This window comes from Rhizobium sp. LjRoot98, assembly GCF_964252935.1.
Lineage (GTDB): Bacteria > Pseudomonadota > Alphaproteobacteria > Rhizobiales > Rhizobiaceae > Pararhizobium.
Window position 1 is genome coordinate 227,241 of sequence record NZ_CAXUPW020000004.1, and the last position, 24,216, is coordinate 251,456.

General features: G+C 59.7%; 21 protein-coding genes. 10 read left to right on the forward strand and 11 right to left on the reverse strand.

The window, feature by feature from the left end; all coding sequences use genetic code 11:
• Window positions 1-49: 49 nt before the first annotated feature.
• Window positions 50-856 carry a DUF1045 domain-containing protein gene (locus ACSQ3J_RS15445; protein ID WP_060505822.1) on the reverse strand — a complete coding sequence of 269 codons (807 nt, stop codon included), beginning with the start codon at window positions 854-856 and terminating at the stop codon, window positions 50-52.
• A 201-nt stretch (window positions 857-1,057) separates the two neighbouring features.
• Here ACSQ3J_RS15445 and ACSQ3J_RS15450 point away from each other — a divergent pair, with 201 nt between their 5' ends.
• The gene (locus ACSQ3J_RS15450) at window positions 1,058-1,447 is read left to right on the forward strand and encodes a PRC-barrel domain-containing protein (RefSeq protein WP_060506066.1); all 390 of its coding nucleotides are present in this window, start codon (window positions 1,058-1,060) and stop codon (window positions 1,445-1,447) included.
• Between the two features lie 87 nt (window positions 1,448-1,534).
• Here ACSQ3J_RS15450 and ACSQ3J_RS15455 read toward each other — a convergent pair whose 3' ends face one another.
• Window positions 1,535-2,677, reverse strand: a complete 1,143-nt coding sequence (locus tag ACSQ3J_RS15455; RefSeq protein WP_060505823.1) for an NAD(P)/FAD-dependent oxidoreductase — start codon at window positions 2,675-2,677, stop codon at window positions 1,535-1,537.
• Window positions 2,678-2,715: 38 nt separating this feature from the next.
• Here ACSQ3J_RS15455 and mnmD point away from each other — a divergent pair, with 38 nt between their 5' ends.
• From mnmD to ACSQ3J_RS15470, 3 genes are all read left to right on the forward strand, one after another.
• A complete protein-coding gene (gene mnmD / locus ACSQ3J_RS15460; RefSeq protein ID WP_060505824.1) occupies window positions 2,716-3,468 on the forward strand; it encodes a tRNA (5-methylaminomethyl-2-thiouridine)(34)-methyltransferase MnmD in 753 nt (250 codons plus the stop codon).
• A 112-nt stretch (window positions 3,469-3,580) separates the two neighbouring features.
• Window positions 3,581-5,167, forward strand: coding sequence for a trimethylamine methyltransferase family protein (locus ACSQ3J_RS15465; RefSeq protein ID WP_060505825.1), 1,587 nt, complete (start codon window positions 3,581-3,583; stop codon window positions 5,165-5,167).
• A gap of 114 nt (window positions 5,168-5,281) precedes the next feature.
• Complete coding sequence (locus ACSQ3J_RS15470) at window positions 5,282-5,584, forward strand: hypothetical protein (RefSeq protein WP_060505826.1); 303 nt, start codon at window positions 5,282-5,284, stop codon at window positions 5,582-5,584.
• Between the two features lie 44 nt (window positions 5,585-5,628).
• On the opposite strand, the gene ACSQ3J_RS15475 is transcribed toward ACSQ3J_RS15470, so the two are convergent.
• Window positions 5,629-6,075 (reverse strand): host attachment protein, encoded by a 447-nt coding sequence (locus ACSQ3J_RS15475; protein ID WP_060505827.1) that lies wholly within the window; start codon window positions 6,073-6,075, stop codon window positions 5,629-5,631.
• A 231-nt stretch (window positions 6,076-6,306) separates the two neighbouring features.
• Between ACSQ3J_RS15475 and ACSQ3J_RS15480 the strand changes: the two genes are divergently transcribed.
• Together ACSQ3J_RS15480 and ACSQ3J_RS15485 are read left to right on the forward strand one after the other, a co-directional pair.
• Window positions 6,307-7,407, forward strand: coding sequence for a DNA alkylation repair protein (locus tag ACSQ3J_RS15480; RefSeq protein WP_060505828.1), 1,101 nt, complete (start codon window positions 6,307-6,309; stop codon window positions 7,405-7,407).
• Between the two features lie 299 nt (window positions 7,408-7,706).
• Window positions 7,707-9,263, forward strand: a complete 1,557-nt coding sequence (locus tag ACSQ3J_RS15485) for a DEAD/DEAH box helicase (protein ID WP_060505829.1) — start codon at window positions 7,707-7,709, stop codon at window positions 9,261-9,263.
• 56 nt (window positions 9,264-9,319) lie between these two features.
• On the opposite strand, the gene ACSQ3J_RS15490 is transcribed toward ACSQ3J_RS15485, so the two are convergent.
• Window positions 9,320-10,210: a DMT family transporter gene (locus ACSQ3J_RS15490; RefSeq protein WP_060506067.1), complete on the reverse strand. Its 891-nt coding sequence runs from the start codon at window positions 10,208-10,210 to the stop codon at window positions 9,320-9,322.
• Window positions 10,211-10,567: 357 nt separating this feature from the next.
• Here ACSQ3J_RS15490 and ACSQ3J_RS15495 point away from each other — a divergent pair, with 357 nt between their 5' ends.
• From ACSQ3J_RS15495 to ACSQ3J_RS15505, 3 genes are read left to right on the forward strand one after another with little or no spacing between them, the layout of a single operon-like run.
• Window positions 10,568-11,962: a circularly permuted type 2 ATP-grasp protein gene (locus tag ACSQ3J_RS15495; RefSeq protein WP_037099483.1), complete on the forward strand. Its 1,395-nt coding sequence runs from the start codon at window positions 10,568-10,570 to the stop codon at window positions 11,960-11,962.
• 6 nt (window positions 11,963-11,968) lie between these two features.
• On the forward strand, window positions 11,969-12,907 hold the full coding sequence (locus ACSQ3J_RS15500; protein WP_060505830.1) for an alpha-E domain-containing protein: 939 nt from the start codon (window positions 11,969-11,971) through the stop codon (window positions 12,905-12,907).
• A 21-nt stretch (window positions 12,908-12,928) separates the two neighbouring features.
• Window positions 12,929-13,750: a transglutaminase family protein gene (locus ACSQ3J_RS15505; protein WP_060505831.1), complete on the forward strand. Its 822-nt coding sequence runs from the start codon at window positions 12,929-12,931 to the stop codon at window positions 13,748-13,750.
• A 67-nt stretch (window positions 13,751-13,817) separates the two neighbouring features.
• Here the strand turns inward: ACSQ3J_RS15505 and ACSQ3J_RS15510 are convergent, their stop codons facing one another.
• Window positions 13,818-14,510: a hypothetical protein gene (locus ACSQ3J_RS15510; protein WP_436039499.1), complete on the reverse strand. Its 693-nt coding sequence runs from the start codon at window positions 14,508-14,510 to the stop codon at window positions 13,818-13,820.
• A 263-nt stretch (window positions 14,511-14,773) separates the two neighbouring features.
• Between ACSQ3J_RS15510 and ACSQ3J_RS15515 the strand changes: the two genes are divergently transcribed.
• Window positions 14,774-15,652 carry a DMT family transporter gene (locus ACSQ3J_RS15515; protein ID WP_060505833.1) on the forward strand — a complete coding sequence of 293 codons (879 nt, stop codon included), beginning with the start codon at window positions 14,774-14,776 and terminating at the stop codon, window positions 15,650-15,652.
• A 67-nt stretch (window positions 15,653-15,719) separates the two neighbouring features.
• Here ACSQ3J_RS15515 and araD read toward each other — a convergent pair whose 3' ends face one another.
• The 6 genes from araD to chvE all read right to left on the reverse strand — a co-directional run bounded on the left by araD (window position 15,720) and on the right by chvE (window position 24,164).
• Complete coding sequence (araD, locus tag ACSQ3J_RS15520; RefSeq protein WP_060505834.1) at window positions 15,720-17,459, reverse strand: L-arabinonate dehydratase; 1,740 nt, start codon at window positions 17,457-17,459, stop codon at window positions 15,720-15,722.
• Between the two features lie 53 nt (window positions 17,460-17,512).
• Entirely contained in the window at window positions 17,513-18,946 is a 1,434-nt protein-coding gene (locus tag ACSQ3J_RS15525) for an aldehyde dehydrogenase family protein (RefSeq protein WP_436039501.1), read from the reverse strand.
• 67 nt (window positions 18,947-19,013) lie between these two features.
• The gene (gene araD1, locus ACSQ3J_RS15530; protein ID WP_060505835.1) at window positions 19,014-20,006 is read right to left on the reverse strand and encodes an AraD1 family protein; all 993 of its coding nucleotides are present in this window, start codon (window positions 20,004-20,006) and stop codon (window positions 19,014-19,016) included.
• 228 nt (window positions 20,007-20,234) lie between these two features.
• Window positions 20,235-21,443, reverse strand: a complete 1,209-nt coding sequence (gene mmsB, locus ACSQ3J_RS15535; protein WP_060505836.1) for a multiple monosaccharide ABC transporter permease — start codon at window positions 21,441-21,443, stop codon at window positions 20,235-20,237.
• Window positions 21,443-22,978 (reverse strand): multiple monosaccharide ABC transporter ATP-binding protein, encoded by a 1,536-nt coding sequence (gene mmsA / locus ACSQ3J_RS15540; protein WP_060505837.1) that lies wholly within the window; start codon window positions 22,976-22,978, stop codon window positions 21,443-21,445. The genes mmsB and mmsA overlap by 1 nt, the downstream gene beginning before the upstream one ends.
• Window positions 22,979-23,096: 118 nt before the next feature.
• Window positions 23,097-24,164: a multiple monosaccharide ABC transporter substrate-binding protein gene (chvE, locus tag ACSQ3J_RS15545; protein ID WP_060505838.1), complete on the reverse strand. Its 1,068-nt coding sequence runs from the start codon at window positions 24,162-24,164 to the stop codon at window positions 23,097-23,099.
• Window positions 24,165-24,216: the final 52 nt, after the last annotated feature.

A 24,216-nucleotide genomic window follows, 5' to 3' on the forward strand; every position in this document is an offset into this window, starting at 1 on the left:
CAAAGCTTGCAGAGGCTGGAGCTTTAACAGTCAGAACGGCATCTGCGGCTCAGCAGCTCGCCTGCAGCAAGCGGGCAGCCACAGCCGCCCTTGATTCGGAAATGCGCGGCACAGTGATCAATGCCGAGGCACTGGCTTTTGCGCAAGCAGCAGCGGGCCGGTGCGCCGAAAGCTTGCCGAGCGGATGCTGCGAATGGACCCGCAACGGCGCGCCGGGTTCCTGCTCGACGAACAGGGCAAGGCTGGAAATTTTCAACGGATCAGCGATCACCGGCTCGAAGAAATCGCGCAAGGCGGTTTCGAAGCGGGCGTTGAGTTTGGAATTTACCGGCCCCGTCAACATCATATGAAAACGGAATTCATCCATCACATAGGGATAGCCCCAGCGGTGGAGATTGGAGAACTGCGGGGCCGTCAACCGGTCCGGATCCCGCCGCTCGATCTCGATATCGCTCAAGGGTGCGCGAAATTCATCGAAGACCTGAACCACGGAAGCTGCGAGATGGTTCATCTGCTCGCAGGGGACCGAGGGTGCGAGCCCGAAAAACTCGCCGAGCCGTGCGATTTCCATTCGCGGAATCTCAAACGGCGTCATGGTGCTGGCAAAATGCATCAGCGCCTTCAAGAGTGCCGATTCGCTGGTATCGTCATGCAGGCGGAAGGGGGCCTTGATCGTCCCGTGAAATCCGTAGCGGCGCGGCACGGCGGTGTGAAACGCCAGCTCCTGCCGGCTGAAACCGGCGATAGAGGGCGCCTCGGGCGCTTCGCCGGAATAGACGTTGCGGCCAAGCCAGCTTGCCGCGGCGACCGACAGGGGATCGTACATCGACGGCGTAAAATAGATGGCGTACCGCATCGGCCCCGCTCCGTTGAAACTTGTTCTGGAGCCGGGGTTAAGTGATTTGCATGACACAATGACGAATGGCGGCGGCCAATACAAACTTACGATCTATCCCTGCAAAAATGAATGGCTGCCCGGAAATACCGGTTTCTGAACGGAACCAACTGGCATTTGCTTCGTTTTCCAAGCGATACCATTCAAAAACGGAGACTGATCATGACTTACCAGGAAAGCATGAACCGGGATGCCAGCATCAAGGAAACGCACGACCTGATCGCCAGCGACAAGGTCGAAGGTACCCGCGTGTATGGCCAGGACGGAAAGCACATCGGCTCGATCGAGCGGGTCATCCTGGAAAAGCGCAGTGGCCGTGTCTCCTATGCCGTGCTCGGTTTCGGTGGCTTCCTCGGTATCGGTGAAGACCACTATCCGCTTCCGTGGCAGAAGCTTAGCTACGACGAGAGCCTTGGTGGCTATCGTACTGATATCACCCGCGAACAGGTGGAAAGTGCGCCGAAATATCACGGGAATGACGAGTACGACTGGAACAAGGAAAACGGCCGCCGCGTCTACGATTATTACGGCGTGCCGCCATATTGGATGTAATTCAGCCTGAACCGCCAGCGAAAAGCCTTGCTCACCCGAGCAGGGCTTTTTTGCATGAACGGCACGCCACTTATGACGACGTCAGCTTTATGAGCCGCGGAGCAGCGAAAAATGGCTGGCACAGCGGAACGTCTCCGGCAACGCTCCATCCGCCCGCCCGGTGATTTCGCCGATAACACTGGCCGCAAGACGATGCGCCAGTCCGAAGCTGATCTTGAAGCCGCCGGTCAGGGTATAAAGGCGGGAATGATCCGGATGGCGGCCGACCATCGGATCGCGGCCGATGGCCTTTGGCCGCAAGCCCGCCCAGCGCTCGACCACAGGCGCATCGGCAAGCGACGGAACAACCGCCCGAGCCCGGGAAAGGAGATCGTCCAGCAGATGGTCGTTTGACAACGGATCGGCAAATTTGTCTTCGCTGGTGCTGCCAATGGCAACAAGGCCGTTGTCATGCGGCACGATGTAGAGACCATCCATAAAAATGACAGGTAAGGCGGGATCGATATCGGCTTTCAACACCGCCGCCTGCCCCTTGACGGCCGCGCCGCTGGATGCCGCCATCGGGGTTTCTTCCAGGGCATCCAGCTGCCGGAAGGCGTCGACTCCGCTGGCAAGAATGCACGCACCGAAAGAAATGGAGTGTCCGTCCGAAAACGTCGCCTTGCCGACAGCCGGGTCAAGACCGGCAAGCGCCCGCCCCTCCTCAATCTGCACGTGGCGAGACTGCAGAAGCGCCGCGCTCAAAACCCTCAGAAGCAAGCGCGGATCGATACGTGCGGCCAGCGTATCGAACACGACACCGCTAGCCATGGCTTCGGTTTCTGGCCAGCCAGCCGCCGCCGGGTTGTCTCGAACATGCCAAAAGAACTGCCGGTCCTTCTGCTTCCAATTCACGAGCGCGTCTTGCTCATGGCGAAGAGCGATGGTGCGCAAATGTGGTTTTGGCAGCGGGATCAGCCGGCCCGAGCGGCGATAACCGGCCGATAGCCCAGTTTGCGCCTCAAGGTCGACAACTTCTTCTTCAAGCGAGAGCAGTGCATCAAACTGGAACTGCTTCTTGGCATTCCAGCGATCCGGCATATGCGGCATCAGCGCGCCGAGCACGCCGCCGCTGGCACCGGCGCCGATCCTGTCACGCTCGACGAGAACCGTTTTCAACCCAGCCTGATCGGCCATGACGGCAGCCCAGAGCCCCATGATGCCGCCGCCGACGATCAACAGATCCGTCATCGATTGACCTTCCTGCATGCGGAGATTATCGGTTCGGCATGTCCACCAAGAACCCTGAAATTGCAATCGTGCCAGAGGCCGATATTCCCGACCGGCAAACGCTTGAATGGCACGCGGGCGATATGCCCTATTCGCAGGAATTTGGCGATCACTTTTATTGCCGCGAAGACGGGCGGCTGGAATGCGGCCATGTCTTTCTTGCGGGCAACGGCCTGCCCGGACGCTGGCGCGGCCCCGGCACATTCCGGATCGGCGAACTCGGCTTCGGCACCGGGCTCAATTGTTGCGAGACATGGCGGCAGTGGAAAACGGCCGCTGCCGAAGGGACAAATCTGCATTTCGTCTCGTTCGAGCGGTTTCCGATGCAGGCGGGCGACATCGGCCGGGCGCTGTCACATTGGCCTGAGATCGATGCGGAGCGGCAAGCGCTCTGTGCCGCATGGCCGGACGCACCAAACGGCCGTATCGATCTCGATCTTGCCACCGATGTGCGGCTGACCGTCGTCTGCGGCCCGGCGTTCGACACGATCCCTGGGTTCCCTGCCCCATTCGACGCCTGGTATCTCGACGGTTTCGCGCCCCGGCGCAATCCGGATATGTGGTCGCAAGAGCTGATGCGCGTTGTCCAGGAAAAGACTGTCGAGGAAGGCACGTTCGCGACCTATGCCGCCGCCGGTTTTGTCCGCCGTAATCTGCAAGCGGCCGGTTTTATCGTCGAGCGCAGGCCGGGCTTTGGCAGCAAACGGGAAATGCTTTGCGGCGTGAAATCGACATCCGGCGTCGCGGAATAGCCAACCCTCCAAAACCGCCTACTCTTTCCAGGAAGTTTGCTGTCGCAAATGGTAGCGCCTTTCGAGCACCGGATATGCAACATGACGCTCGGTCCAATCCGATGGAAGAATCATGAGCGAGAACCTATTTCCGCAGACCACCCCGAGCGACCCAGAAGCTCCGGTGGAACGCCGGCGCCGAACCGGCGGCCGCGGCGCGGATCGCTCGCGCAGGGGCGGCGGCAGCTCGAAATATCTCAACCTCGTCAACACGATGGCAAAATCCGTCGTGCTGTCGGAAGACGCGCTTGAGGCCATTCACGACGCTTCGCTGACAATCCTTGAAGAAATCGGCATGGATGTGATCCTGCCGGAAGCCCGCGACCGGATGAAGGCGGCAGGTGCAGATGTCACACCCGGCACTGATCGAGTACGTTTCGATCGCGGCCTGATCATGGACATGATGGCGTCGGTACCATCAGGCTTCACCATGCACGCCCGGAACCCGGCGCGAAACGTCCAGATTGGCGGCAACAATCTTGTCTTTGCTCAGATCGCCTCGGCCCCCTTCGTCGCCGACCGCGAAGGCGGACGGCGCGCCGGCAACCAGGAAGACTTCCGCAAGCTCGTCAAGCTCGCTCAGTCCTACGATATTATCCACACAACCGGTGGCTATCCGGTCGAGCCGATCGATATCCACGCCTCTGTGCGCCATCTCGATTGCCTCTCCGACATGGTGAAGCTGACCGACAAGGTGTTTCACTGCTATTCGCTTGGCCAGCAGCGCAATATCGATGCGCTTGAGATAGCCCGGATCGGGCGTGGCATTTCCGCCGAGCAGATGGAAAGCGAACCATCGCTGTTCACCATCATCAACACCTCCTCGCCGCTGCGGCTCGACGGGCCGATGCTGCAAGGCATCATCGAAATGTCGTCTCGCAATCAGGTCGTCGTCGTCACACCGTTCACGCTCGCCGGTGCCATGGCGCCAGTGACGATCGCAGGCGCCATGGTCCAGCAAAATGCCGAGGCGCTGGCGGGTATCGCGTTTACCCAGATGGTCCGGCGCGGCGCTCCGGTGATGTATGGCGGCTTCACCTCGAATGTGGACATGAAAACCGGAGCACCCGCTTTTGGCACGCCGGAATACATGAAGGCCGTGATTGCCGGCGGACAGCTCGCCCGCCGCTACAAGGTGCCCTACCGCACCTCCAATACCAATGCCTCCAATACACTGGATGCGCAGGCCGCCTATGAATCGGTGCTGTCATTGTGGGCGCTGACGCAAGGCGGTGGCAATTTCATCATGCATTCGGCCGGCTGGAGCGAGGGCGGCCTGACCGCATCCTTCGAAAAATTCATTCTCGATGTCGACATGCTGCAGATGGTGGCAGAGTTTCTCACCCCCCTTGATGTCAGCGAGGATGCGCTCGGTCTCGATGCCGTGCGCGACGTCGGCCCCGGCGGTCACTATTTCGGCACCGCCCATACACTTGCCCGCTATGAGACGGCGTTCTATTCGCCGATCCTGTCGGACTGGCGCAATTTCGAGACCTGGACCGAGGCCGGACGGCCGACGACCTATGATCACGCCAACCGCGTCTTCAAGGAAAAACTCAACGAATACGAGAAGCCGCCACTCGATCCGGCCATCGAGGAAGAGCTTGACGCGTTTGTTGCCCGCCGCAAGGCAGAGGGCGGCGTTGCGACTGATTTCTAACGGAAATTTAATGAAAATCTAAGGCAACAAAGCCACATTCCGGCGCATTAATATCCTTGTTCGAGCAAGACATGACCGGTCGGCGGCCATCGCCCGGACATAGGGAACAAGACCATGCTTTCGTTGAGAACAGCAATTTCCACCGGTCTGATTGCCTTGACAATTGCGGGCGCCACAATTGCCACCGCCTCTGAGGCCACTGCGCATGATCGCTTCTGGCCGGGACTGGCCACCGGCATTGTCGGGGGTGCCATCATCGGCGGAGCGCTCAGCCAACCCCGCTATTATGCGCCTCCGGCCTATTATGCCCCTGCCTATCGCCCATATTATGTGTACGGCGGCTATTACCCTCGTTGCCACATTGTCTGGCATCAGGATCGTTGGGGTGATCAGTACAGAACCCGTGTGTGCTACTAAAAAGCCGAAGGGGCAGGCATCGCTGCCTGCCCTTGTCGTTGCGATCAGTTTGACATTGCAGCGCGCACCGACGAGATCAGCTTTTTCGTTGGTAGATTGCTGTAGTCCTTGCTGATCTCCGCCGTGGTCTTTGCCCGTGTCGCGGTGGAAAGCATGCCCCGCAGGTCCCCCAGCGTCTGTGGCGCTGCACAGACGACCAGACGATCGAATGCACCTTCCTGTTCGTAGCTGTCGATCCTGCTGGCAACGTCGGCGGTGAATTTCTGCTGTTCCTCGCGGACCGGATCGCTGGAGTACTCCATCGCCGAACGGCCATGTCCGACCGACGAATGACTACGTCCAGGCTTGTCCGCCATGATGTCCTGGACACGCTTGGTGTCCATCTGAAAAATCTCCTGCTCGGGGTTCTGGGGTTCGTCTTTGAGGAAATTCACGCCCTTCAAAAGACGGGCCTGATTTCCATCGGCAGCAAGAATCCAAGTGGTGGTCATTGTTCACTCCTCGAGCGTGGTATCCCGGCATTCACATGGCACAGCACCGGCGGCACCGCGACTGAAGACCGGCCGCGCCTCCCGGATGGCGAGGCGCGCAATGGAATCAACGCATTGGAAAAAAGGATAGTTCCGCAGAAAATCCGATGATCGATCCTACTGCCAAAAACCGTCCTACGCTCCCGGCAGAACAGCCATTATGGTTGATAGGAATCACAGGACGGACACGGCATGGCTGAACCACTGAAAAACCTTCTGCATCCGGCGCTCGTCGAAACGATGGCCACGCACATTGCCGCGAACGCCACTGGTTTCGACAGGGTACGCTTTGTCGATATCGCCTGCCGGAATATGGAGCAGCTGGAATTGATGCAGCGCGCCCTGCAGATACGTGACGCGCTTGAGGAAACCCTGCCCGATGATTTCGAAACAGCCGCTGCAATCCTGTCGGCGAGCCTGCCGCAATCGGGCCGCTCAGGTATCACAGGCTGGGCGCTGCTGCCCGTCAGCCAGTTCGTAGCGCAAAACGGCCTTGGCCATTTCGATCTGTCCCTGGCGTTGCTGAAACAGCTGACCCCGCATTTTACCGCCGAGTTCGGCATCCGGCCGTTTATTCTCGCGGAGCAGGAACGCGCCCTGGCAACAATCAGCACATGGACCACCGACAGCAACTATCATGTTCGGCGGCTGGCAAGCGAGGGTACCCGGCCCCGCCTGCCCTGGGCGATTCGTCTACCGGCGCTGATGCGTGATCCGCAACCGATCCTGCCAATCCTCTCCACGCTGCTGGATGATCCCGAGGATTACGTGCGCCGCTCCGTTGCCAACAGCCTGAACGACATCGCCAAGGATCATCCTGATTTGGTCGCATCCTTCGTCGGTGAGCATATCGAAACGGCCTCCCCCGAGCGGCGGCAGCTTTTGCGGCATGCCTCGCGCACGCTCTTGAAGAAGGGACATGCGGCCGCATTGTCGAATTTCGGCTTTGCGCCGCTTTCCGGCATCGGCGCGGCCATGGAGATAGAGACCCCGCAGGTGGTCTTCGGCAATGCCCTCGCCTTCAAGCTCGCCATCGCCAATGAGGGGCCGGCACCGCAACAGGTGATGATCGACTATGCCGTCCATCATCGCAAAGCCAATGGCAGCCTTGCCCCAAAAGTCTTCAAGTGGAAAAGCCTCGTGCTCGCTCCCGGCGAAACTGTCATCATGACACGCCAGCATGCGATTCGCGCCATCACCACGCGGCAATATTATCCCGGTAGCCACCGCGTGGAAATTCTCGTCAACGGCACGGTGCTCGCTGGCGGGGATTTCCAGCTGGCCATGCCGTGATCCGCCGGTCTCTTCGCAGCTGCAAAAACTATCCCTTGACTTTTCGCGGCAAAACAACGACATGAGGCCCAGCGTCACCTTCCGGCCGCCGCGTGAGCGAGCCCTGCGGGATCTCAACGATCCGTAACGAAGGATAAGCGCAACACAGAATGTCCTGCCAAACGCGGCAGGATGCAGCGCAGACAGCAGAATCAACCCACAAGTTCCCAAATCACGCGGGGTTCTTGACGCGAAGCGAAACCGGAACCGCATGGTGCAGTTCCGGCAAATCTCGTTTTGCGCCCCGAAAAGGTACTACATTGACCACTTTCAAAGACCTTGGCCTCTCCGAGCACGTGCTTTCGACCCTCGCCTCCCTCGGGTTCGAAACGCCGACACCGATTCAGGCCGAATCCATTCCGCTTGTCATGGAAGGCCATGACCTGATCGGTCTTGCCCAGACCGGCACCGGCAAGACGGCCGCATTCGGCCTGCCGATGATCGAAAAGATGATGGCCGACGGCAAGCGTCCCGATCCGCGCAACATCCGCGCGCTCGTGCTCGCCCCGACCCGCGAACTGGTGAACCAGATCGCCGCCAACCTGAAGGACTTCGTCAAGAAGACCCCGATCAAGATCGGTCTGGTCGTTGGCGGCGCCTCGATCAACAAGCAGTCCGAACAGCTCGCCCGCGGCGTCGACATCCTTGTCGCGACCCCTGGCCGCCTTCTCGATCTGGTTGCCCGCAAGGCCGTGACGCTGACACAGGCACGCTACCTCGTGCTTGACGAAGCCGACCAGATGCTCGACCTCGGCTTCATCCACGACCTGCGCAAGATTTCCAAGCTGGTGCCGAAGAACCGCCAGACGCTCTTGTTTTCGGCCACCATGCCGAAGGCCATTGCCGATCTCGCGGCCGAATATCTGAGCACGCCGAAGCGCGTCGAAGTTTCGCCTCCGGGCAAGGCTGCCGACAAGGTCGAGCAGTATGTGCACTTCGTTCAGGGCGCCAGCCAGAAGACCGAAATCCTCAAGAAGACCCTGACCGAAAATCCCGATGGCCGCGCCATGGTCTTTTCGCGCACCAAACATGGCGCCGAAAAGCTGATGAAGCATCTGGAACATGTCGGCTTCTCCGTTGCCTCCATTCACGGCAACAAGAGCCAGGGCCAGCGCGAGCGCGCCTTGAAGGCCTTCCGTGATGGCGACACCCGCGTTCTCGTTGCAACCGACGTTGCGGCCCGCGGCATCGACATTCCGGGCGTCACCCACGTCTACAACTATGACCTGCCGGAAGTGCCGGATGCCTACGTTCACCGGATCGGCCGTACGGCCCGCGCCGGCCGCGACGGTATCGCCATCGCCTTCTGCTCGCCGGATGAAATCCGCCTGCTGCGCGATATCGAACGCCTGATGAAGATCGATATTGCTGTCGCCAGCGGTGAAGTTCCGGCCGACCGCGCCCGCCCGAAGGGTGCCCGCGGTGGCAACGGTGCCCGCAACGCCGCACGTCCGGCCGGCAACGGCCACAACGAACGCCGTCCGCGCCCGCAGGGTGGCAGCGACAACGTTCATCGCGCTGAGCGCACGGCTCCAAGCCCGTTTGCCGGTGACGATCTCTTGGCTGGCGACAACGCCTCGCCGAAAAAGCCGCACCGCAAGGGCCAGGGTCCGGCCGCACAGGCAGCCCATGAAAATGCTCTTGCCAAGCGTCCGGGCGGCAACCGCAATGGACGCCCCGGCCACAAGCAGGGCGAATGGCGCAACCGCAACCATGGCGGCGGCAATGCCGCCGGTGGCCAGAGCCGCGAAGGCGGCGCCGGCTCCCAGGGACAGCGCAAGCGTACCAACGCTGCCCCGCGCCGCGACGAGGCATAAGCTTTTCGCGATAGTGAATTGAAATGAAGAACGGCGGGCTGGACCCGCCGTTTTTTTTATGCCGGAACCGCTGCCGGCTTGCGGTTGGTGAGATAAACACCGGCCACCGCAATGACCGTCCCGATGATCATCGGCAATGTCAGCGCTTCATCAAACAGCAACCAGGCTTGTAACGCTGCGAGCGGTGGGACCAGATAGATCAGCGAAGCGGCTTTCGAGACCTGACCACGCCGGATAAGATAGAGCAGCAAGGCGATTGCCCCCATCGACAGGCCAAGCACCGCCCAGGCAAGAGCGGCAAACAGCTGCACGCTCCAGATGACCCGCATGTCCTCCAACAGAAACGCGGCAGGCACCGTGACGATCAGCGCCCCGACATATTGCAGCGCCGCGGTCGAGCGGATGTCTCCCGACTGAAGATGGCGTTTCTGGTAGATCGTGCCGTAGGTCACAGCCGCCATGCCGATGACATTGACGATGACAGGGAACAGATGGATCGGTGTCATGCCGGTATCGATCGCCAGAACCTTGGGAATGACGGCCAGCGCAATCCCGAGGAAGCCGAGTGTCAAACCGAGCCTCTGCTGACCAGACAGATTTTCGCCAATCAGGACCGGCGCCACCGCCGCCGTCATCAACGGCTGCAGGCCGGCAATGATGCCGGAAATCGCGGCCGGCACGCCCTGCCCGATCGCCCACCAGACAGCCCCCAGGTAAAGCCCGTGCAGGAAGATGCCGGAGACGACTGCGTGTCCGGCTGCCGCCCATGTCTTCGGCCACTTGGCTCCGGTGACTAGACAGAAGCCGACGAACAGCAGCGTGGCGAGGATGTAACGCATCACCAAGAATGTCAGCGGATCGGCATAGATGTCGGCATATTTCGCCATCACCCATCCCGTCGACCAGAGCAGTACGAATATGGCGGGTGCCAAGCGGTCGAGGGTCATGCGAACTCCAGAGGCAATCTTTGCGTCGCCGACTGCGATAGGGCCGCTTCCTGTGATGGTCAAAGCAATATTCCTGATGTTTATCTTCAGCAGCGGCAGGATCGCGATCTTTTGGCCGCACAAAAATCAGGCACTCGACAAGCATCCGGCTTCCATCTCGAGACCAGAATGGAATGGCTTGGCAACGTTTATGCAAAAACATGATGAAACTGGTGGCAGGCCGATGCAGGCGCCCCGTCATTAGCCTAAAAAAGCAGCGATCCCCCGCCTGAATTTCTTTTGAGCATGCTTCTTGCATTGCCCCTGTTGTTGGTCTCAAATGACAAAAAAGGGGACACACCGTTGGCATTTGACGAAATGATGAATGCGGACAACAGCCCGCGCCAGCCTTACTCGACTTACAATGATTGGTACGCCGCCCAGGACAAGGCCCGCCTGATCGCCAAATCGCGGGAGGCGGAAAACATATTCCGCAAGACGGGCATCACCTTCGCGGTCTACGGGCACGCAGACAGTTCCGAAAAGCTCATCCCCTTCGATCTGATCCCGCGTATCATTTCCGGCCGTGAATGGCGAAAGCTCGCTCAGGGCATCGAGCAGCGGGTCATCGCCCTCAACGCCTTTCTCGATGACATCTACCACAAGCAGGAAATCATCAAGGCGGGCCGCGTACCGCGCGAACTGATCGAGCGCAACGTCGCCTTCCTGCCGCAGATGATCGGCTTCCGCCCGCCGGGCGGCGTTTATACCCATATCGTCGGCACGGATATCGTTCGCACCGGCGAAGACCAGTTCTATGTGCTGGAAGACAATGCCCGCACCCCCTCCGGTGTCAGCTACATGCTGGAAAACCGCGAGACGATGATGCAGATGTTCCCGGAACTCTTCCATCAGAACCGCGTCCGCCCCGTCGAGAACTATCCTTATCTGCTGCGCCACTCGCTGGCGTCGCTTGCCCCTCCCGGCTGCGAGGGCAAGCCGCGTGTCGCCGTCCTCACCCCCGGCATCTACAACTCGGCCTATTATGAACATGCCTTCCTTGCCGACATGATGGGTGTCGAACTGGTCGAGGGCTCGGACCTGCGTGTCATCGACGGCAAGGTGAAGATGCGCACCACACGCGGCTACGAGGCGATCGACGTGCTCTACCGCCGCGTCGACGACGACTATCTCGATCCGCTAACCTTCAAGCCAGAATCGGCGCTCGGCATCCCCGGCATCATGGATGTCTACCGCGCCGGCAATATCACCATCGCCAATGCGCCGGGCACCGGCATCTGCGACGACAAGGCGATCTATTCCTACATGCCCGAGATCGTCGAGTTCTATACCGGCCGCAAGGCGCTGCTCGAGAACGTTCCGACCTGGCGCTGCTCGGAGGCCGACAGCCTGAAATACGTGCTGGAAAACCTCGCCGATCTTGTCGTCAAGGAGGTCCACGGCTCCGGCGGTTATGGGATGCTGGTCGGGCCAACCGCATCGAAGAAGGAGCGCACGCTGTTTGCCGAAAAGCTCAAGGCGCGGCCAGCCAACTACATCGCCCAGCCGACACTTTCACTTTCGACAGTGCCGATCCTCGTCAATAAGGGCATCGCTCCACGCCATGTGGATCTCCGCCCTTACGTCCTCGTTTCCGACAAGGTGCAGATCATTCCGGGCGGGCTCACCCGCGTGGCTTTGAAGGCCGGATCGCTGGTGGTGAATTCCAGCCAGGGCGGCGGCACCAAGGATACCTGGGTTCTGGAGGACTGACACCACATGCTTGGAAGAACCGCAAACGGCCTCTACTGGATGTTCCGCTATATCGAACGGGCCGAAAACAGCGCCCGGCTGATCGACGCCGGCCTGCGCATGTCGCTGACCCGCTCGGAGGCGACCGAAGACGATTGGGACGGCGTGCTGCAAAGCTCCGGTGTCCGCGACATCTACGACGAACTCTATCCAAACCTGACCAGCGCCGACGCCATCGATTTCCTGCTGCGCGACAAGGCCAATCCGTCGAGCGTCATGTCTTGTATCGACACCGGCCGCAACAATGCCCGTATGGTGCGCACCGCGCTGACGCGGGAGACCTGGGAAGCCACCAACGAATGCTGGCTCAACCTCAAATCCACCCTCGCCCGGCGTATCAAGCCGGCCGACCTTCCCGAAGTCATCGACGGCATCAAGCGCATGACCGGCCTCATTCGCGGCGCGTTCCACGGAACGATGCTGCGCAACGAGATTTTCAACTTCTCCCGCATCGGTACCTTCATCGAACGGGCCGACAACACAGCCCGCATTCTCGATGTGAAATACTACGTCCTGCTTCCGGCGGTGTCGCAGGTCGGCTCGTCGATCGATAACGTGCAATGGGAATCGATCCTGCGCTCGGTTTCGGCGCACCGCTCCTATGGCTGGGTCTATGAGGCGGAATACAAGCCATCCAACATCGCCGACTTCCTCATCCTCAATGGCCGCATGCCCCGTTCGCTTGCCTATTGTTATGACAAGATCGTCAGCAATCTCGGCTATCTGGCACGTGAATATGGGGAAGCCCACGCGGCCCATGCGACAGCGGAGGAAACGCTGTCGTCGCTGCGCAACCATTCGATCAAGGACGTGATGGATCAAGGCCTGCACGAGTATATCGAGAATTTCATCAGCCATAACAACCGCCTCGGAGAGGAAATCTCCAACGGCTACCGGTTCAACTGAGATTCGGATGGGGAGCAATCAATGCGTCTGAAAATCAGTCACACCACCGAATATACCTATGCCGAGCCCGTACAGTATTCCCTGCAACGCTTGCGCCTGACACCGTTGTCGCAGCCCGGCCAGAGCGTGATCAGCTGGGAAACATCCGTCGAGGGCGCCAAGATGGAGGTCGGCTATGACGACCATTTCGGCAACCGCGTCAATCTCGTCAGTGTCAACGGCGACCAGACCTTCATCCGCGTTGTCGCTTCCGGCGAAGTGGAGACCGAGGACAAGGCCGGCGTCTACGGCGCGCATCAGGCCTATGCCCCACTCTGGCTCTATCTGCGCGAAACGCCATTGACGAAGATGGCAAAACCGATCCGCAACCTTGCCAAGGCCATGGATGGCGATACCGATCTTGCCAGAATGCACGCCCTGATGGGAAAGATCCACGAGCTTGTCGAATACCGGCAGGGCGAAACCGGAACGGAGACCACAGCGGAACAGGCTCTGTTGCAAAAGAGCGGCGTCTGTCAGGATCACGCCCATATCATGATCGCCGCTGCCCGCACGCTGGGTCTGCCGGCCCGCTATGTGTCGGGGTATCTGATGATGCAAGACCAGCCTGAACAGACGGCAAGCCATGCCTGGGCCGAAGTGCACCTCAACGGCCTCGGCTGGGTCGGCTTCGACGCCGCCAACAAGATGTGCCCCGACGACCGCTACGTTCGCATCGCTTGCGGCCTGGATTATCGCGACGCAGCACCGATTTCCGGCCTGGTGCATGGTTCGTCGAGCGAAGCGTTGAAGGTTTCCGTGACGGTGGAGCAGCAGGGCCAGAGCCAGACGCAAAGCCAGTAAAGGGTGATATCGATCGCCGCGGAAAATCCCGCCATTCCAGCTGGCGGGATTTTGCTTTTTGCTATTGTCAGCGCGAAGCGCTTGCCTGCAGCAGTCGGCAGAGACTGACTAGACTGGCATCATAATCTGACGAGCCGGCAATATCCCGGCAGCGGCGGATGAGACGATGCTGTTCGCCTGCCGGCAAACTGTTGAACGCCGTCATAGGTGGCGTTGCAGGCTTAACGTCCGGATTGCTGCTGCCATCGCCACCACCGGGATTGGGCTTCACCGGCGTCTTGCCACCGCCATCGCCGCCGTTGTTGCCAACACCAATACCGACATCGATACCCCGCCCGCCGCCTATTCCTACATCGACATCTGCATTGAGGCCGCGCGATCCGCCAAGCCCGACGCCAGCATTGGCATTGACACCCTTGCTTCCGCCTGCGCTTGCACTGATATCCGCTGTCAGACCTCGGCTGCCACCGACGCTGGCATCGACGTCGGCGTTGATCCCTGACCGTCCTCCGACAGAGGCATTGGCATCGGCGTTCACACCCTTGGCACCTCCCACTGAAGCATTGACGTCGGCATTGACGCCATTACGCCCGCCCAGTGATGCTCCAACGTCAGCGTTGATGCCATTTTCACCGCCGATCGATACACTCACACCGAGACCGCGACCGTTGCCGTGACTGTCCTCAGCCTCAACAGGCGGCACAAATACAACCGTTGCAGCGAGAAAGCCGAGAGACAGGATTATGATAGCAATTTTCATAACGTTCTCCTTCCCGAATACCGGATCAGCCCGGCGATGGAGAAGCAACCAGCTCAGGCACGCCTTCGTTCCGACCGCATTCCGGCTTCTGAAAAGCCGCGTGAATGGAAAGTAATCACAGGCGATAATACCTTAGAGAAGTGCATTGAAATGATGCATTTGCAGCCGGACGGGAAATTTTACTGGCAAGAGACCACGATTTATCTGGGGATTTATACGGCTCTGTGGCATGCCCCGCAAACATTCATAGCCAGGCAACATTCATGTATGTCTCCGAAATCCTCGCACTCGCCGCAGCAACCTGCATTGCCATGAGCGGCATGCTCATTGGTGAGCTGAAAGGGCGCGTAAATGTCTTCCGGCTGGCCCGGTGGCAGATGGTTGCGTCATTCCTGATGACAGGTACGGCGTCGCTTGCCGTTGGCGGCTGGCACTCGCTGGAGCCATGGCAGATCGGATACCTCGCACTATCCAGCGGCTTTGGCATTGTCATTGCGACCACGACCTATTTCGCAGCGATCTACATTGCCGGCGCGCGAACAACCGCCCTGTTGTTTTCGCTTGCGTCTCCTTTCGCACTTCTGCTCGGCTATGCCGTGCTTGGCGAAACGGTCAGCCTGCAGCAGAGCGCCGGCGTTCTTCTCGTGCTTTTGGGCATCACACTGGCGATCGGCCTACCGTTAGGATCGAAGGCGGCATTATCGGCTGGAACGCCATGGCTAGGCATCGGCCTCGGGGTCATTACGGCGATAGGTCAGGCTCTCGGAAGCCTATGCGCCCGTCCTGCGATGGCAGCAGGTGTCGAACCGTTTACCGCCATGATGGTCCGCGCCGGCTTTGCGGCACTGGTCTTTCTCCTCGCCAGCCTGCTGCCGATCGCACAGCTGAGAGACCGTTCGCCGATGACAGCCAAAACACAAGTCACGGCTCTTGGATCTGCCTTCTTCGGCACGGGTCTCGGCATGTCATTGCTGATGGCGGCGCTTGCAAATGGCAATGTCGGTATTGTCTCGACGCTGTCCTCGATGACACCCGTCGTGATCCTGCCTATGGTATGGGCCAGAACCGGGGTCGCACCACCGAAAGCTGCGTGGGTCGGCGCTGTCATCGCAGTATGCGGTACTGCTTTGATCAGCCTGTAATCTGGCGCGGGCAAACAAAAAAGGCGAGGTTTGCACCCCGCCTTTTTTATTGATTGCTGCCCAGCGGTTAGTGGCTGTCCTTGCCAACAGCACTACCACGACATCCCTTGAGGAAGTCGAGGTCGGCGCCGGTATCGGCCCCTTCGACATGCTGCTGATGCAGGAAAGCATAGCCCGATGTCGGTAGCTCGTGCTGCGGTTTCCATGCAGAAAGACGCTGGGCCAGTTCCGCATCGGAAATGTCGAGATGCAGGCGGCGGTTGGGAACGTCGAGCTCGATCATGTCGCCATTCTTGACCACGGCGAGCGGCCCGCCAACAGCGGCTTCCGGCGACGTGTGCAGCACGACCGTGCCATAGGCGGTGCCGGACATGCGGGCATCGGAGATGCGCACCATGTCGGTGATGCCCTTCTTCAGCACCTTTGGCGGAAGACCCATGTTGCCGACTTCGGCCATGCCGGGATAGCCCTTCGGTCCACAGTTCTTCATGACCATGATGCAGGTCTCGTCGATGTCGAGATTGTCATCGTTGATCTTGGCCTTGTAGTCGTCGATGTCCTCGAACACGACAGCGCGGCCACGGTGCGTCAACAGATGCGGCGAAGCGGCGGACGGCTTCAACACCGCGCCCTTTGGAGCGAGATTGCCACGCACCACGACGATACCGCCGGATTGCGTCAGCGCCTTCTCGGCCGGCAGGATGACGTCTTCGTTCCAGTTGACGACATCCTTGACTTCGTCCCACATGGTTTCGCCCGAAACGGTCAGCGCATCCTTGTGCAGCAGGCCCGCCTCACCGAGGCGCTTGATGACGACAGGCAGACCACCGGCATAGAAGAATTCTTCCATCAGGTATTTGCCCGATGGCATCAGGTTGACGATGGTCGGCACGTCGCGGCCGCAACGGTCCCAGTCGTCCAGCGTCAGGTCGATGCCGACGCGGCCAGCCATGGCAAGCAGATGAATGACGGCATTGGTCGAGCCGCCGATCGCCGCATTGGTGCGGATGGCGTTTTCAAAAGCCTGCTTGGTCATGATATCTGATGGTTTCAGGTCGTCCTTGACCATCTGCACGATGCGCCGGCCGGTGAGTTGCGCCATCACCTTGCGGCGGCTGTCGACGCCCGGGATCGCGGCGTTGCCGGACAGCGCCATGCCGAGTGCTTCGGCCATGGAGGCCATCGTGGACGCGGTGCCCATGGTGTTGCAGGTGCCTGACGAGCGGCTCATCGAGGCTTCCGCCTCAAGGAATTCGTCCTGCGTCATCTCGCCGGCCTTGACCATTTCGGAGAACTTCCACAGATGCGTGCCGGAACCGACACGCTCACCGCGGAAATAGCCGTTCAGCATCGGGCCGCCTGTGACGACGATCGAAGGCAAATCGACGGAGGCAGCTGCCATGATCAGCGACGGGGTGGTCTTGTCGCAACCGACCAGAAGCACGCAACCATCCATCGGTTGGCCGCGGATCGTCTCTTCGATCGCCAGAGCCGCAAGGTTCCGGTACATCATCGCGGTTGGTCGGAAGGTGTTTTCCGAAGCCGAGAATACCGGTACTTCCATCGGGAAGCCACCCGCCTCCCAGATACCGGCCTTCACCTTTTCGGCCAGCTCACGCAGATGGCCGTTGCACGGCGTCATGTCCGACCAGGTATTGAGGATGCCGATCACCGGGCGTCCGTCGAACAGGTCGTGCGGATATCCCTGGTTCTTCATCCAGCCGCGATGGTAGATGACGTCGCGGCTCGTGCCGCCATACCAATGCTGCGAACGCAGCTGCCGCGGCCATTGTGCTTTCTTGAACATTACCCTTGTCCTTTGACATGCCGGATCGACACAGCCGATCCGGCGAAAATGCGTTATGCCAGCGTGTAGGCCGTCTTCACCACAGTGAAGAACTCGGCTGCATACTTGCCCTGCTCGCGTGAGCCGAAGGAGGAGGCCTTGCGGCCGCCGAACGGCACGTGGAAATCGACACCGGCCGTCGGCAGGTTGACCATCACCATGCCGGCTTCCGAATTGCGCTTGAAATGGGTGGCATGCTTGAGGCTCGTCGTGGCGATACCCGCCGACAGGCCAAACGGCGTGTCGTTGGCGACCGACAAGGCTTCCTCGTAATCCTTGACACGGATGACCGAGGCGACAGGGCCGAAGATTTCCTCGCGGCTGATGCGCATCTGGTTGGTGGCTTCGGTAAACAGCGTCGGCTGCAGATAGAAGCCCGGATTTTCCCGTTCGATCGTCTCGCCGCCGAAGGCGAGCTTGGCGCCTTCCTTTTTGCCGATGGCGATATAGTCGGTATCGGTGGCAAGCTGGCGCTCATCGACCACCGGTCCGATATGGGTGCCAGCCTTCAGCGCATCATCGACCACCAGCGTCTTCAGCTTTTCGGTAAGCGCCGCAACGAACCTGTCATGAATGCCTTCAGTGACGATCAGGCGTGAGGAGGCGGTGCAACGCTGGCCGGTCGAGAAGAAGCCGGAATTGGCAGCAGCCTCGACGGCGACCGTCAGGTCGGCATCGTCAAGCACGACCATCGGGTTCTTGCCGCCCATTTCCAGCTGGAACTTGCGGTTATGCTCGATCGAGGCGGCAGCCACCCGCTTGCCGGTTCCGGTCGAACCGGTAAAGGTGATGCCGGCAAGATCCGGGCTGTCGAGCATCGCCTGACCAACGACAGAACCCTTGCCCATCACCAGGTTGAGCACGCCCTTCGGCAGACCGGCGCGATGAAGAATATCGACAATCGCCCAGGAGCAGCCCGGCACCAGTTCGGCCGGCTTGAAGACGATGGTGTTGCCGTGGCAGAGCGCCGGGGCGATCTTCCAGGCCGGAATAGCGATCGGGAAATTCCACGGCGTGATGATGCCGATGACGCCGATCGGCTCGCGGGTGATCTCGACGCCGATGTTCGGACGAACCGATGGCAGAACCTCACCGGCCAGGCGCAGCGCCTCACCAGCAAAGAAATCGAAGATCTGTGCCGAACGGATGGTTTCGCCGATCGCTTCGGGAAGCGTCTTGCCCTCTTCGCGAGCGAGCAGGTTGCCAAGCTCTTCCTTGCGGGCGAGGATTTCGTCGGCCGTCTTCTTCAGGATCGCGTGACGTTCAAGGATGCCCGAGCGCGACCAGGCCGGAAATGCGGCCTTGGCAGCGGCGATCGCGGTCTTGGCATCGTCGGCGCTGGCGGTGGCATAGAGGCCGACAATCTCGTTGGTGTTCGACGGGTTGATGTTCTCGACGCCATTGCTGCCGACCCATTCGCCAGCGATCAGGTTGTGATGAAGTGTCATGGGCTCGAAGCCTCCTTTGGTTCAGCGAGCGCCCTGGGATAGACGCCCGCAGTCAAATGCACGGAAATCAGAGCTGGCCGATCGTGACCTCGTCTTCGCCAGCAATCGCCAGCGTGTTGCGCAGCGGCAGGCCGAACTCGGACGCCTCGATTTCGAAGATATCGCCTGCCTCGGTCTTGATGCCATCACCGAAGGATAGCGTCGCAGTCCCGAACATATGGACATGCACATCGCCCGGCGCACGGAAGATACCGTACTTGAAGTGGTGATATTCGAGGTTGGCAAACGTATGGGACATGTTGGCTTCGCCGGACAGGAACGGCTTTTCCCAGAACACGGCGCCATCGCGGATGATGCGCGAGGTCCCACGGATATCGCTCGGCGCTTCGCCCACCCGGATTTCCGGACCGAAGCTTGCAGGCCGCAACTTCGAATGAGCAAGATAGAGATAGTTGACGCGCTCGGTCACGTGATCGGAGAATTCGTTGGCGACCGCAAAACCGATGCGGAATGGCGCGCCCTTGTCGGAGATCACATAGATGCCTGCCATTTCCGGCTCTTCGCCGCCATCCTGCGCAAACGATGGCGAAACGAGGTCGCCGCCAGGGGCCACGGTCTGCGAGCCATTGCCCTTGTAGAACCATTCGGGCTGAACGCCCTTTTCGCCCGGCTTCGGCTTGCCGCCTTCCAGGCCCATCTTGAACATTCTCATCGTGTCGGTGGCGCCCTCTTCCACCTTGGACACAGCCGCGTGCATCGCATCGCGCGTCGAGGCAGAGCCAAGATGGGTAAGGCCCGTGCCGGTCAGGTGCAGGTGGGCATCGTCCGGATGCGTGATCGGCGGCAGGAAATTGCCCTTGGCATAAGCGTCCTGAAGATCGACTTCGTCGCCAAGTCCATGTGCCTCGACGACAGCCTTCAGGCTCTTGCCGGAATTGGCCGCTTCCATCGCCAGTCCGTAGACACTGGATGCGTTCTTGACCGCACGCGCGGCCTGCCCCGCGTCGCGAACGGCGACCGTGATCGAGCCATCATTGTTCTTCACCTGGGAAATCAGCACAGCACTATCCTTTTCTCGATCCGGGCTGTCTTTTCAGCGTCAAGCCGCGAGCTTTCGGCAACAACAACCCATTGGGAGACATGGCATATGCTCCCGTTGGTGGCGGCAACGCCGCCGTTCTCGTTATGATGCGTGGGCCGGAGCATCTCGCCAAATGTCAGCACGAAACGCGCCCCGGCACCAGTTTGCGCCGGACAAGGCCCGGCGCGCAGGACAGACCGGACCCGGTCAGCCCTTGTTCTTGTTGTAGACGTCGAAGAACACGGCAGCGAGAAGCACAAGGCCCTTGACCAGTTGCTGGTAATCGATGCCGAGGCCCATGATCGACATGCCGTTGTTCATGACGCCCATGATCAGAGCACCAATGACAGCGCCGGTGATCTTGCCAACGCCGCCCGAAGCGGACGCACCACCGATGAAGCAGGCCGCGATGACGTCGAGTTCGAAGCCGACACCGGCCTTCGGCGTTGCCGAATTCAGGCGGGCCGCGATGATCATGCCGGCAAGAGCGGCAAGCACGCCCATATTGACGAAGGTGTAGAAGGTCAGGCGCTCGGTATTGATACCGGAGAGCTTTGCGGCCTTCTCATTACCGCCCATCGCATAAATGCGGCGGCCGATCGTCGAACGTGTGGTGACGAACGTGTAGAGCGCGATCAGCAGAGCCATGACGACCAGAACGTTTGGGAAACCCTTGTAGGTCGAGAGCTGGTAGCCAAGGAAAATTGCGACAGCAGCAATGATGAACATCTGGCCGGCAAAGAACGCGAAAGGCTCGTTTTCCGTGCCGTGTTTCTCATTGGTGCGGCGGTCGCGAAGACCGTAGTAGATGGCCAGGGCTACCAGGGCAACGACGACGACAAGCGAGAAGAAATTGACGATCGTGTCCGGCGCCGGATTGAGGAAATACAGGAAATCAGGAACGAAGCCGGTCGACAGCGACTGGAAGTCCTTCGGGAACGGACCAATCGGGCGGTTCTGGAGAATGAGATAGGTCAGGCCGCGGAACACGAGCATACCGGCCAGCGTCACGATGAAGGCCGGAATTTTCTGGTAGGCGACCCAATACCCTTGAGCGGCACCGACGAGACCACCCAAGATCAGGCAGAGCGGCACCACGATCGAGTAATGGATTCCCCATTTCACCAGCATAATTGCCGACAGGCCGCCGGTGAACGCCACGATCGATCCGACGGACAGATCGATATGTCCGGCAACGATAATCAGAAGCATGCCCAGCGCCATGATGACGATGAAGGAGTTCTGCAGGATCAGGTTGGTCAGGTTGACCGGACGGAAGAGGACGCCATCCGTCAGATACTGGAAGAACAGCATGATAACCACGAGCGCGACGAGCAGGCCGTATTCGCGGATATTGTTCTTGAGATATTCCCCGATGGAGGGTGTGGTTTTCGGAGCGCTGGTTTCGGCGACCATTAGTGTTTCTCCCCGGAGCGCATGATGGCGCGCATAATGGATTCCTGGCTTGCTTCTGCTTTCGAAAGCTCGGCGACGATGCGTCCTTCGTTCATCACGTAGATGCGGTCGCAGGTTCCGAGAAGTTCGGGCATTTCCGATGAGATCATCAGGATACCCTTCCCTTCTGCGGCAAGCTGATTGATGATGGTATAGATTTCATACTTCGCCCCGACATCGATGCCGCGTGTCGGCTCGTCGAGGATCAGCACTTCAGGCGTGGTAAACAACCACTTGGATAGAACGACCTTCTGCTGGTTGCCACCCGACAGATTGACGGTCTCCTGATAGATCGAATGGGAGCGGATGCGCAGTTTCGTCCGGTAGTCGGTCGCGACCTTGCGCTCCATGTGATCGTCGATCACGCCGCTGCTTGCGACAGCGCCCAGATTGGCGAGCGTCGTGTTGTGCATGATGTTGTTGTTGAGCACCAGGCCGAGCTGTTTGCGGTCTTCGGTAACATAGGCAAGGCCGGCTTCGATGGCACGCGGGATGGTGCTGACATCAACAAGCTTGCCATGCATATGCACTTCGCCGGTGATCTTGTGACCCCAGGACTTTCCGAAAATGCTCATCGCGGTTTCGGTACGGCCGGCTCCCATGAGGCCGGCAATGCCGACGACTTCGCCGGCGCGGACATTGAAATTGATATCATGCAGGAACTGGCGGTCGCGGTGCTGCTGATGGAAGACATTCCAGTTTTTCACTTCCATCAACGTTTCGCCGATCTTCGGCTCGCGCGGCGGGTAGCGGTCTTCCATGTCGCGGCCGACCATGCCCTTGATGATGCGGTCTTCGCTGATATCTTCGTTGTGACAGTTCAGTGTTTCCACCGTGCCGCCATCGCGCAGGATGGTGATCTTGTCGGCGACCTTCTTGATCTCGTTCAGCTTGTGCGAAATGATGATCGAGGTCATGCCCTGCTTGCGGAATTCCATCAGCAGCTTCAAGAGCGCATCGGAATCCGTTTCATTGAGCGACGCTGTTGGCTCGTCGAGGATCAGCAGCCGGACCTTCTTGGAAAGTGCCTTGGCGATTTCGACGAGCTGCTGCTTGCCGACGCCGATATCGGTGATCCGGGCCGACGGTGGCTCCTTGAGACCAACCTTTTCAAGAAGGCCTTGCGTGCGGGCAAATGTCTGCTTCCAGTCGATGACGCCGTTGGTGGCGATTTCGTTGCCAAGGAAGATGTTTTCGGCAATCGACAGAAGCGGCACAAGCGCCAGCTCCTGGTGAATGATGATGATGCCGAGATGCTCGCTGTCCGAGATGGTCGAGAAGTTGCGAACTTCGCGATCGTAGTGGATTTCGCCGTCATAGGTTCCAGCGGGATAGACACCGCTCAAAACCTTCATCAGCGTTGATTTGCCGGCTCCGTTTTCGCCGACCAGCGCGTGAATTTCACCCTCGTGAACCTTCAGATTGACATTGTCCAGGGCCTTGACGCCCGGAAACGTCTTGGTGATGCCCCGCATTTCGAGAATGATGTTGTCCATGTTCAGGTAATCCTGCGGCAGTCCGTGAATGATGAGGCCAGACGCAATGACAATACAAGTCTCTCATCAAGATAAAAGGGCCCGCAGGTGATGCGGGCCCGGAATGGAGAAGACGGGATCAGTTGTTGATCTGGTCTTCCGTGTAGTAACCAGCGCCAACCAGCACGTCCTTGACGTTCGACTTGTCAACAGCAACCGGCTTCAGGAGGTAGGACGGGATGACCTTGACGCCATTGTCATAGGTCTTCGTGTCGTTGATTTCCGGCTCCTTGCCGCCAATGATGGCGTCCGTCATCGAGACGGCAACCTTGGCAAGCTCGCGGGTATCCTTGAAGATCGAGGAATACTGCTCGCCAGCGAGGATCGACTTGACCGAAGGAAGCTCAGCGTCCTGACCGGTAACGATCGGCATCGGCATGTCGCCGGAACCGTAGCCAACGCCCTTCAGAGCCGAGATGATGCCGATGGAGAGACCATCGTAAGGCGACAGAACGCCGTCAACCTTGGCATCGGTGTAGGTCGAGGAAAGCAGGTTTTCCATGCGGGCCTGTGCAACAGCACCGTCCCAACGCAGCGTGCCGACCTTTTCCATGCCTGTCTGGCCGGACTTGACGACGATCTTCTTGGCGTCGATCAGCGGCTGCAGAACCGACATTGCGCCATCGTAGAAGAAGAAGGCGTTGTTATCGTCCGGCGAACCGCCGAACAGTTCAACGTTCTTCGGCTCGGTCGCGCCGTCGAGCTTGAGACCCTGAACCAGCGTGGTTGCCTGCAGAACGCCGACCTGGAAGTTGTCGAACGTTGCGTAGTAGTCGACATTGCCGGAATCGCGGATCAGACGGTCATAAGCGATGACCTTGACGCCGGCTTCATGAGCCTTTGCCAGGATGTCGGAGAGCGTCGTGCCGTCGATGGCGCCGATGATGAGAACCTTGGCACCCTTGGTGACCATGTTCTCGATCTGGGCCAGCTGGTTCGGGATGTCGTCGTCAGCAAACTGCAGGTCCGGGGTATAGCCGGCTTCCTTGAACAGCTTTTCCATGGTCTCGCCGTCCGAAATCCAGCGGGTCGAGGTCTTGGTCGGCATCGAGATACCGACAGTGCCCTTGTCTTGGGCGATCGCCGGAACGACGAACGACGCCACGCTGAGCGCTGCGGCGGCGAGAAGCGAAGTAACTAATCTCATGTATCTCTCCCTGAGTGTTGATCCAGGCGGCGATCAGCCGGCCTTGATATGT

Bases quoted from the DNA above. Each gene is read 5' to 3' on its own strand.
- ACSQ3J_RS15445 (WP_060505822.1), bottom strand. From the start codon at position 856: ATGCGGTACGCCATCTATTTTACGCCGTCGATGTACGATCCCCTGTCG.
- ACSQ3J_RS15450 (WP_060506066.1), top strand. From the start codon at position 1,058: ATGACTTACCAGGAAAGCATGAACCGGGATGCCAGCATCAAGGAAACG.
- ACSQ3J_RS15455 (WP_060505823.1), bottom strand. From the start codon at position 2,677: ATGACGGATCTGTTGATCGTCGGCGGCGGCATCATGGGGCTCTGGGCT.
- mnmD (WP_060505824.1), top strand. From the start codon at position 2,716: ATGTCCACCAAGAACCCTGAAATTGCAATCGTGCCAGAGGCCGATATT.
- ACSQ3J_RS15465 (WP_060505825.1), top strand. From the start codon at position 3,581: ATGAGCGAGAACCTATTTCCGCAGACCACCCCGAGCGACCCAGAAGCT.
- ACSQ3J_RS15470 (WP_060505826.1), top strand. From the start codon at position 5,282: ATGCTTTCGTTGAGAACAGCAATTTCCACCGGTCTGATTGCCTTGACA.
- ACSQ3J_RS15475 (WP_060505827.1), bottom strand. From the start codon at position 6,075: ATGACCACCACTTGGATTCTTGCTGCCGATGGAAATCAGGCCCGTCTT.
- ACSQ3J_RS15480 (WP_060505828.1), top strand. From the start codon at position 6,307: ATGGCTGAACCACTGAAAAACCTTCTGCATCCGGCGCTCGTCGAAACG.
- ACSQ3J_RS15490 (WP_060506067.1), bottom strand. From the start codon at position 10,210: ATGACCCTCGACCGCTTGGCACCCGCCATATTCGTACTGCTCTGGTCG.
- ACSQ3J_RS15495 (WP_037099483.1), top strand. From the start codon at position 10,568: ATGATGAATGCGGACAACAGCCCGCGCCAGCCTTACTCGACTTACAAT.
- ACSQ3J_RS15500 (WP_060505830.1), top strand. From the start codon at position 11,969: ATGCTTGGAAGAACCGCAAACGGCCTCTACTGGATGTTCCGCTATATC.
- ACSQ3J_RS15505 (WP_060505831.1), top strand. From the start codon at position 12,929: ATGCGTCTGAAAATCAGTCACACCACCGAATATACCTATGCCGAGCCC.
- ACSQ3J_RS15510 (WP_436039499.1), bottom strand. From the start codon at position 14,510: ATGAAAATTGCTATCATAATCCTGTCTCTCGGCTTTCTCGCTGCAACG.
- ACSQ3J_RS15515 (WP_060505833.1), top strand. From the start codon at position 14,774: ATGTATGTCTCCGAAATCCTCGCACTCGCCGCAGCAACCTGCATTGCC.
- araD (WP_060505834.1), bottom strand. From the start codon at position 17,459: ATGTTCAAGAAAGCACAATGGCCGCGGCAGCTGCGTTCGCAGCATTGG.
- ACSQ3J_RS15525 (WP_436039501.1), bottom strand. From the start codon at position 18,946: ATGACACTTCATCACAACCTGATCGCTGGCGAATGGGTCGGCAGCAAT.
- mmsB (WP_060505836.1), bottom strand. From the start codon at position 21,443: ATGGTCGCCGAAACCAGCGCTCCGAAAACCACACCCTCCATCGGGGAA.
- mmsA (WP_060505837.1), bottom strand. From the start codon at position 22,978: ATGGACAACATCATTCTCGAAATGCGGGGCATCACCAAGACGTTTCCG.
- chvE (WP_060505838.1), bottom strand. From the start codon at position 24,164: ATGAGATTAGTTACTTCGCTTCTCGCCGCCGCAGCGCTCAGCGTGGCG.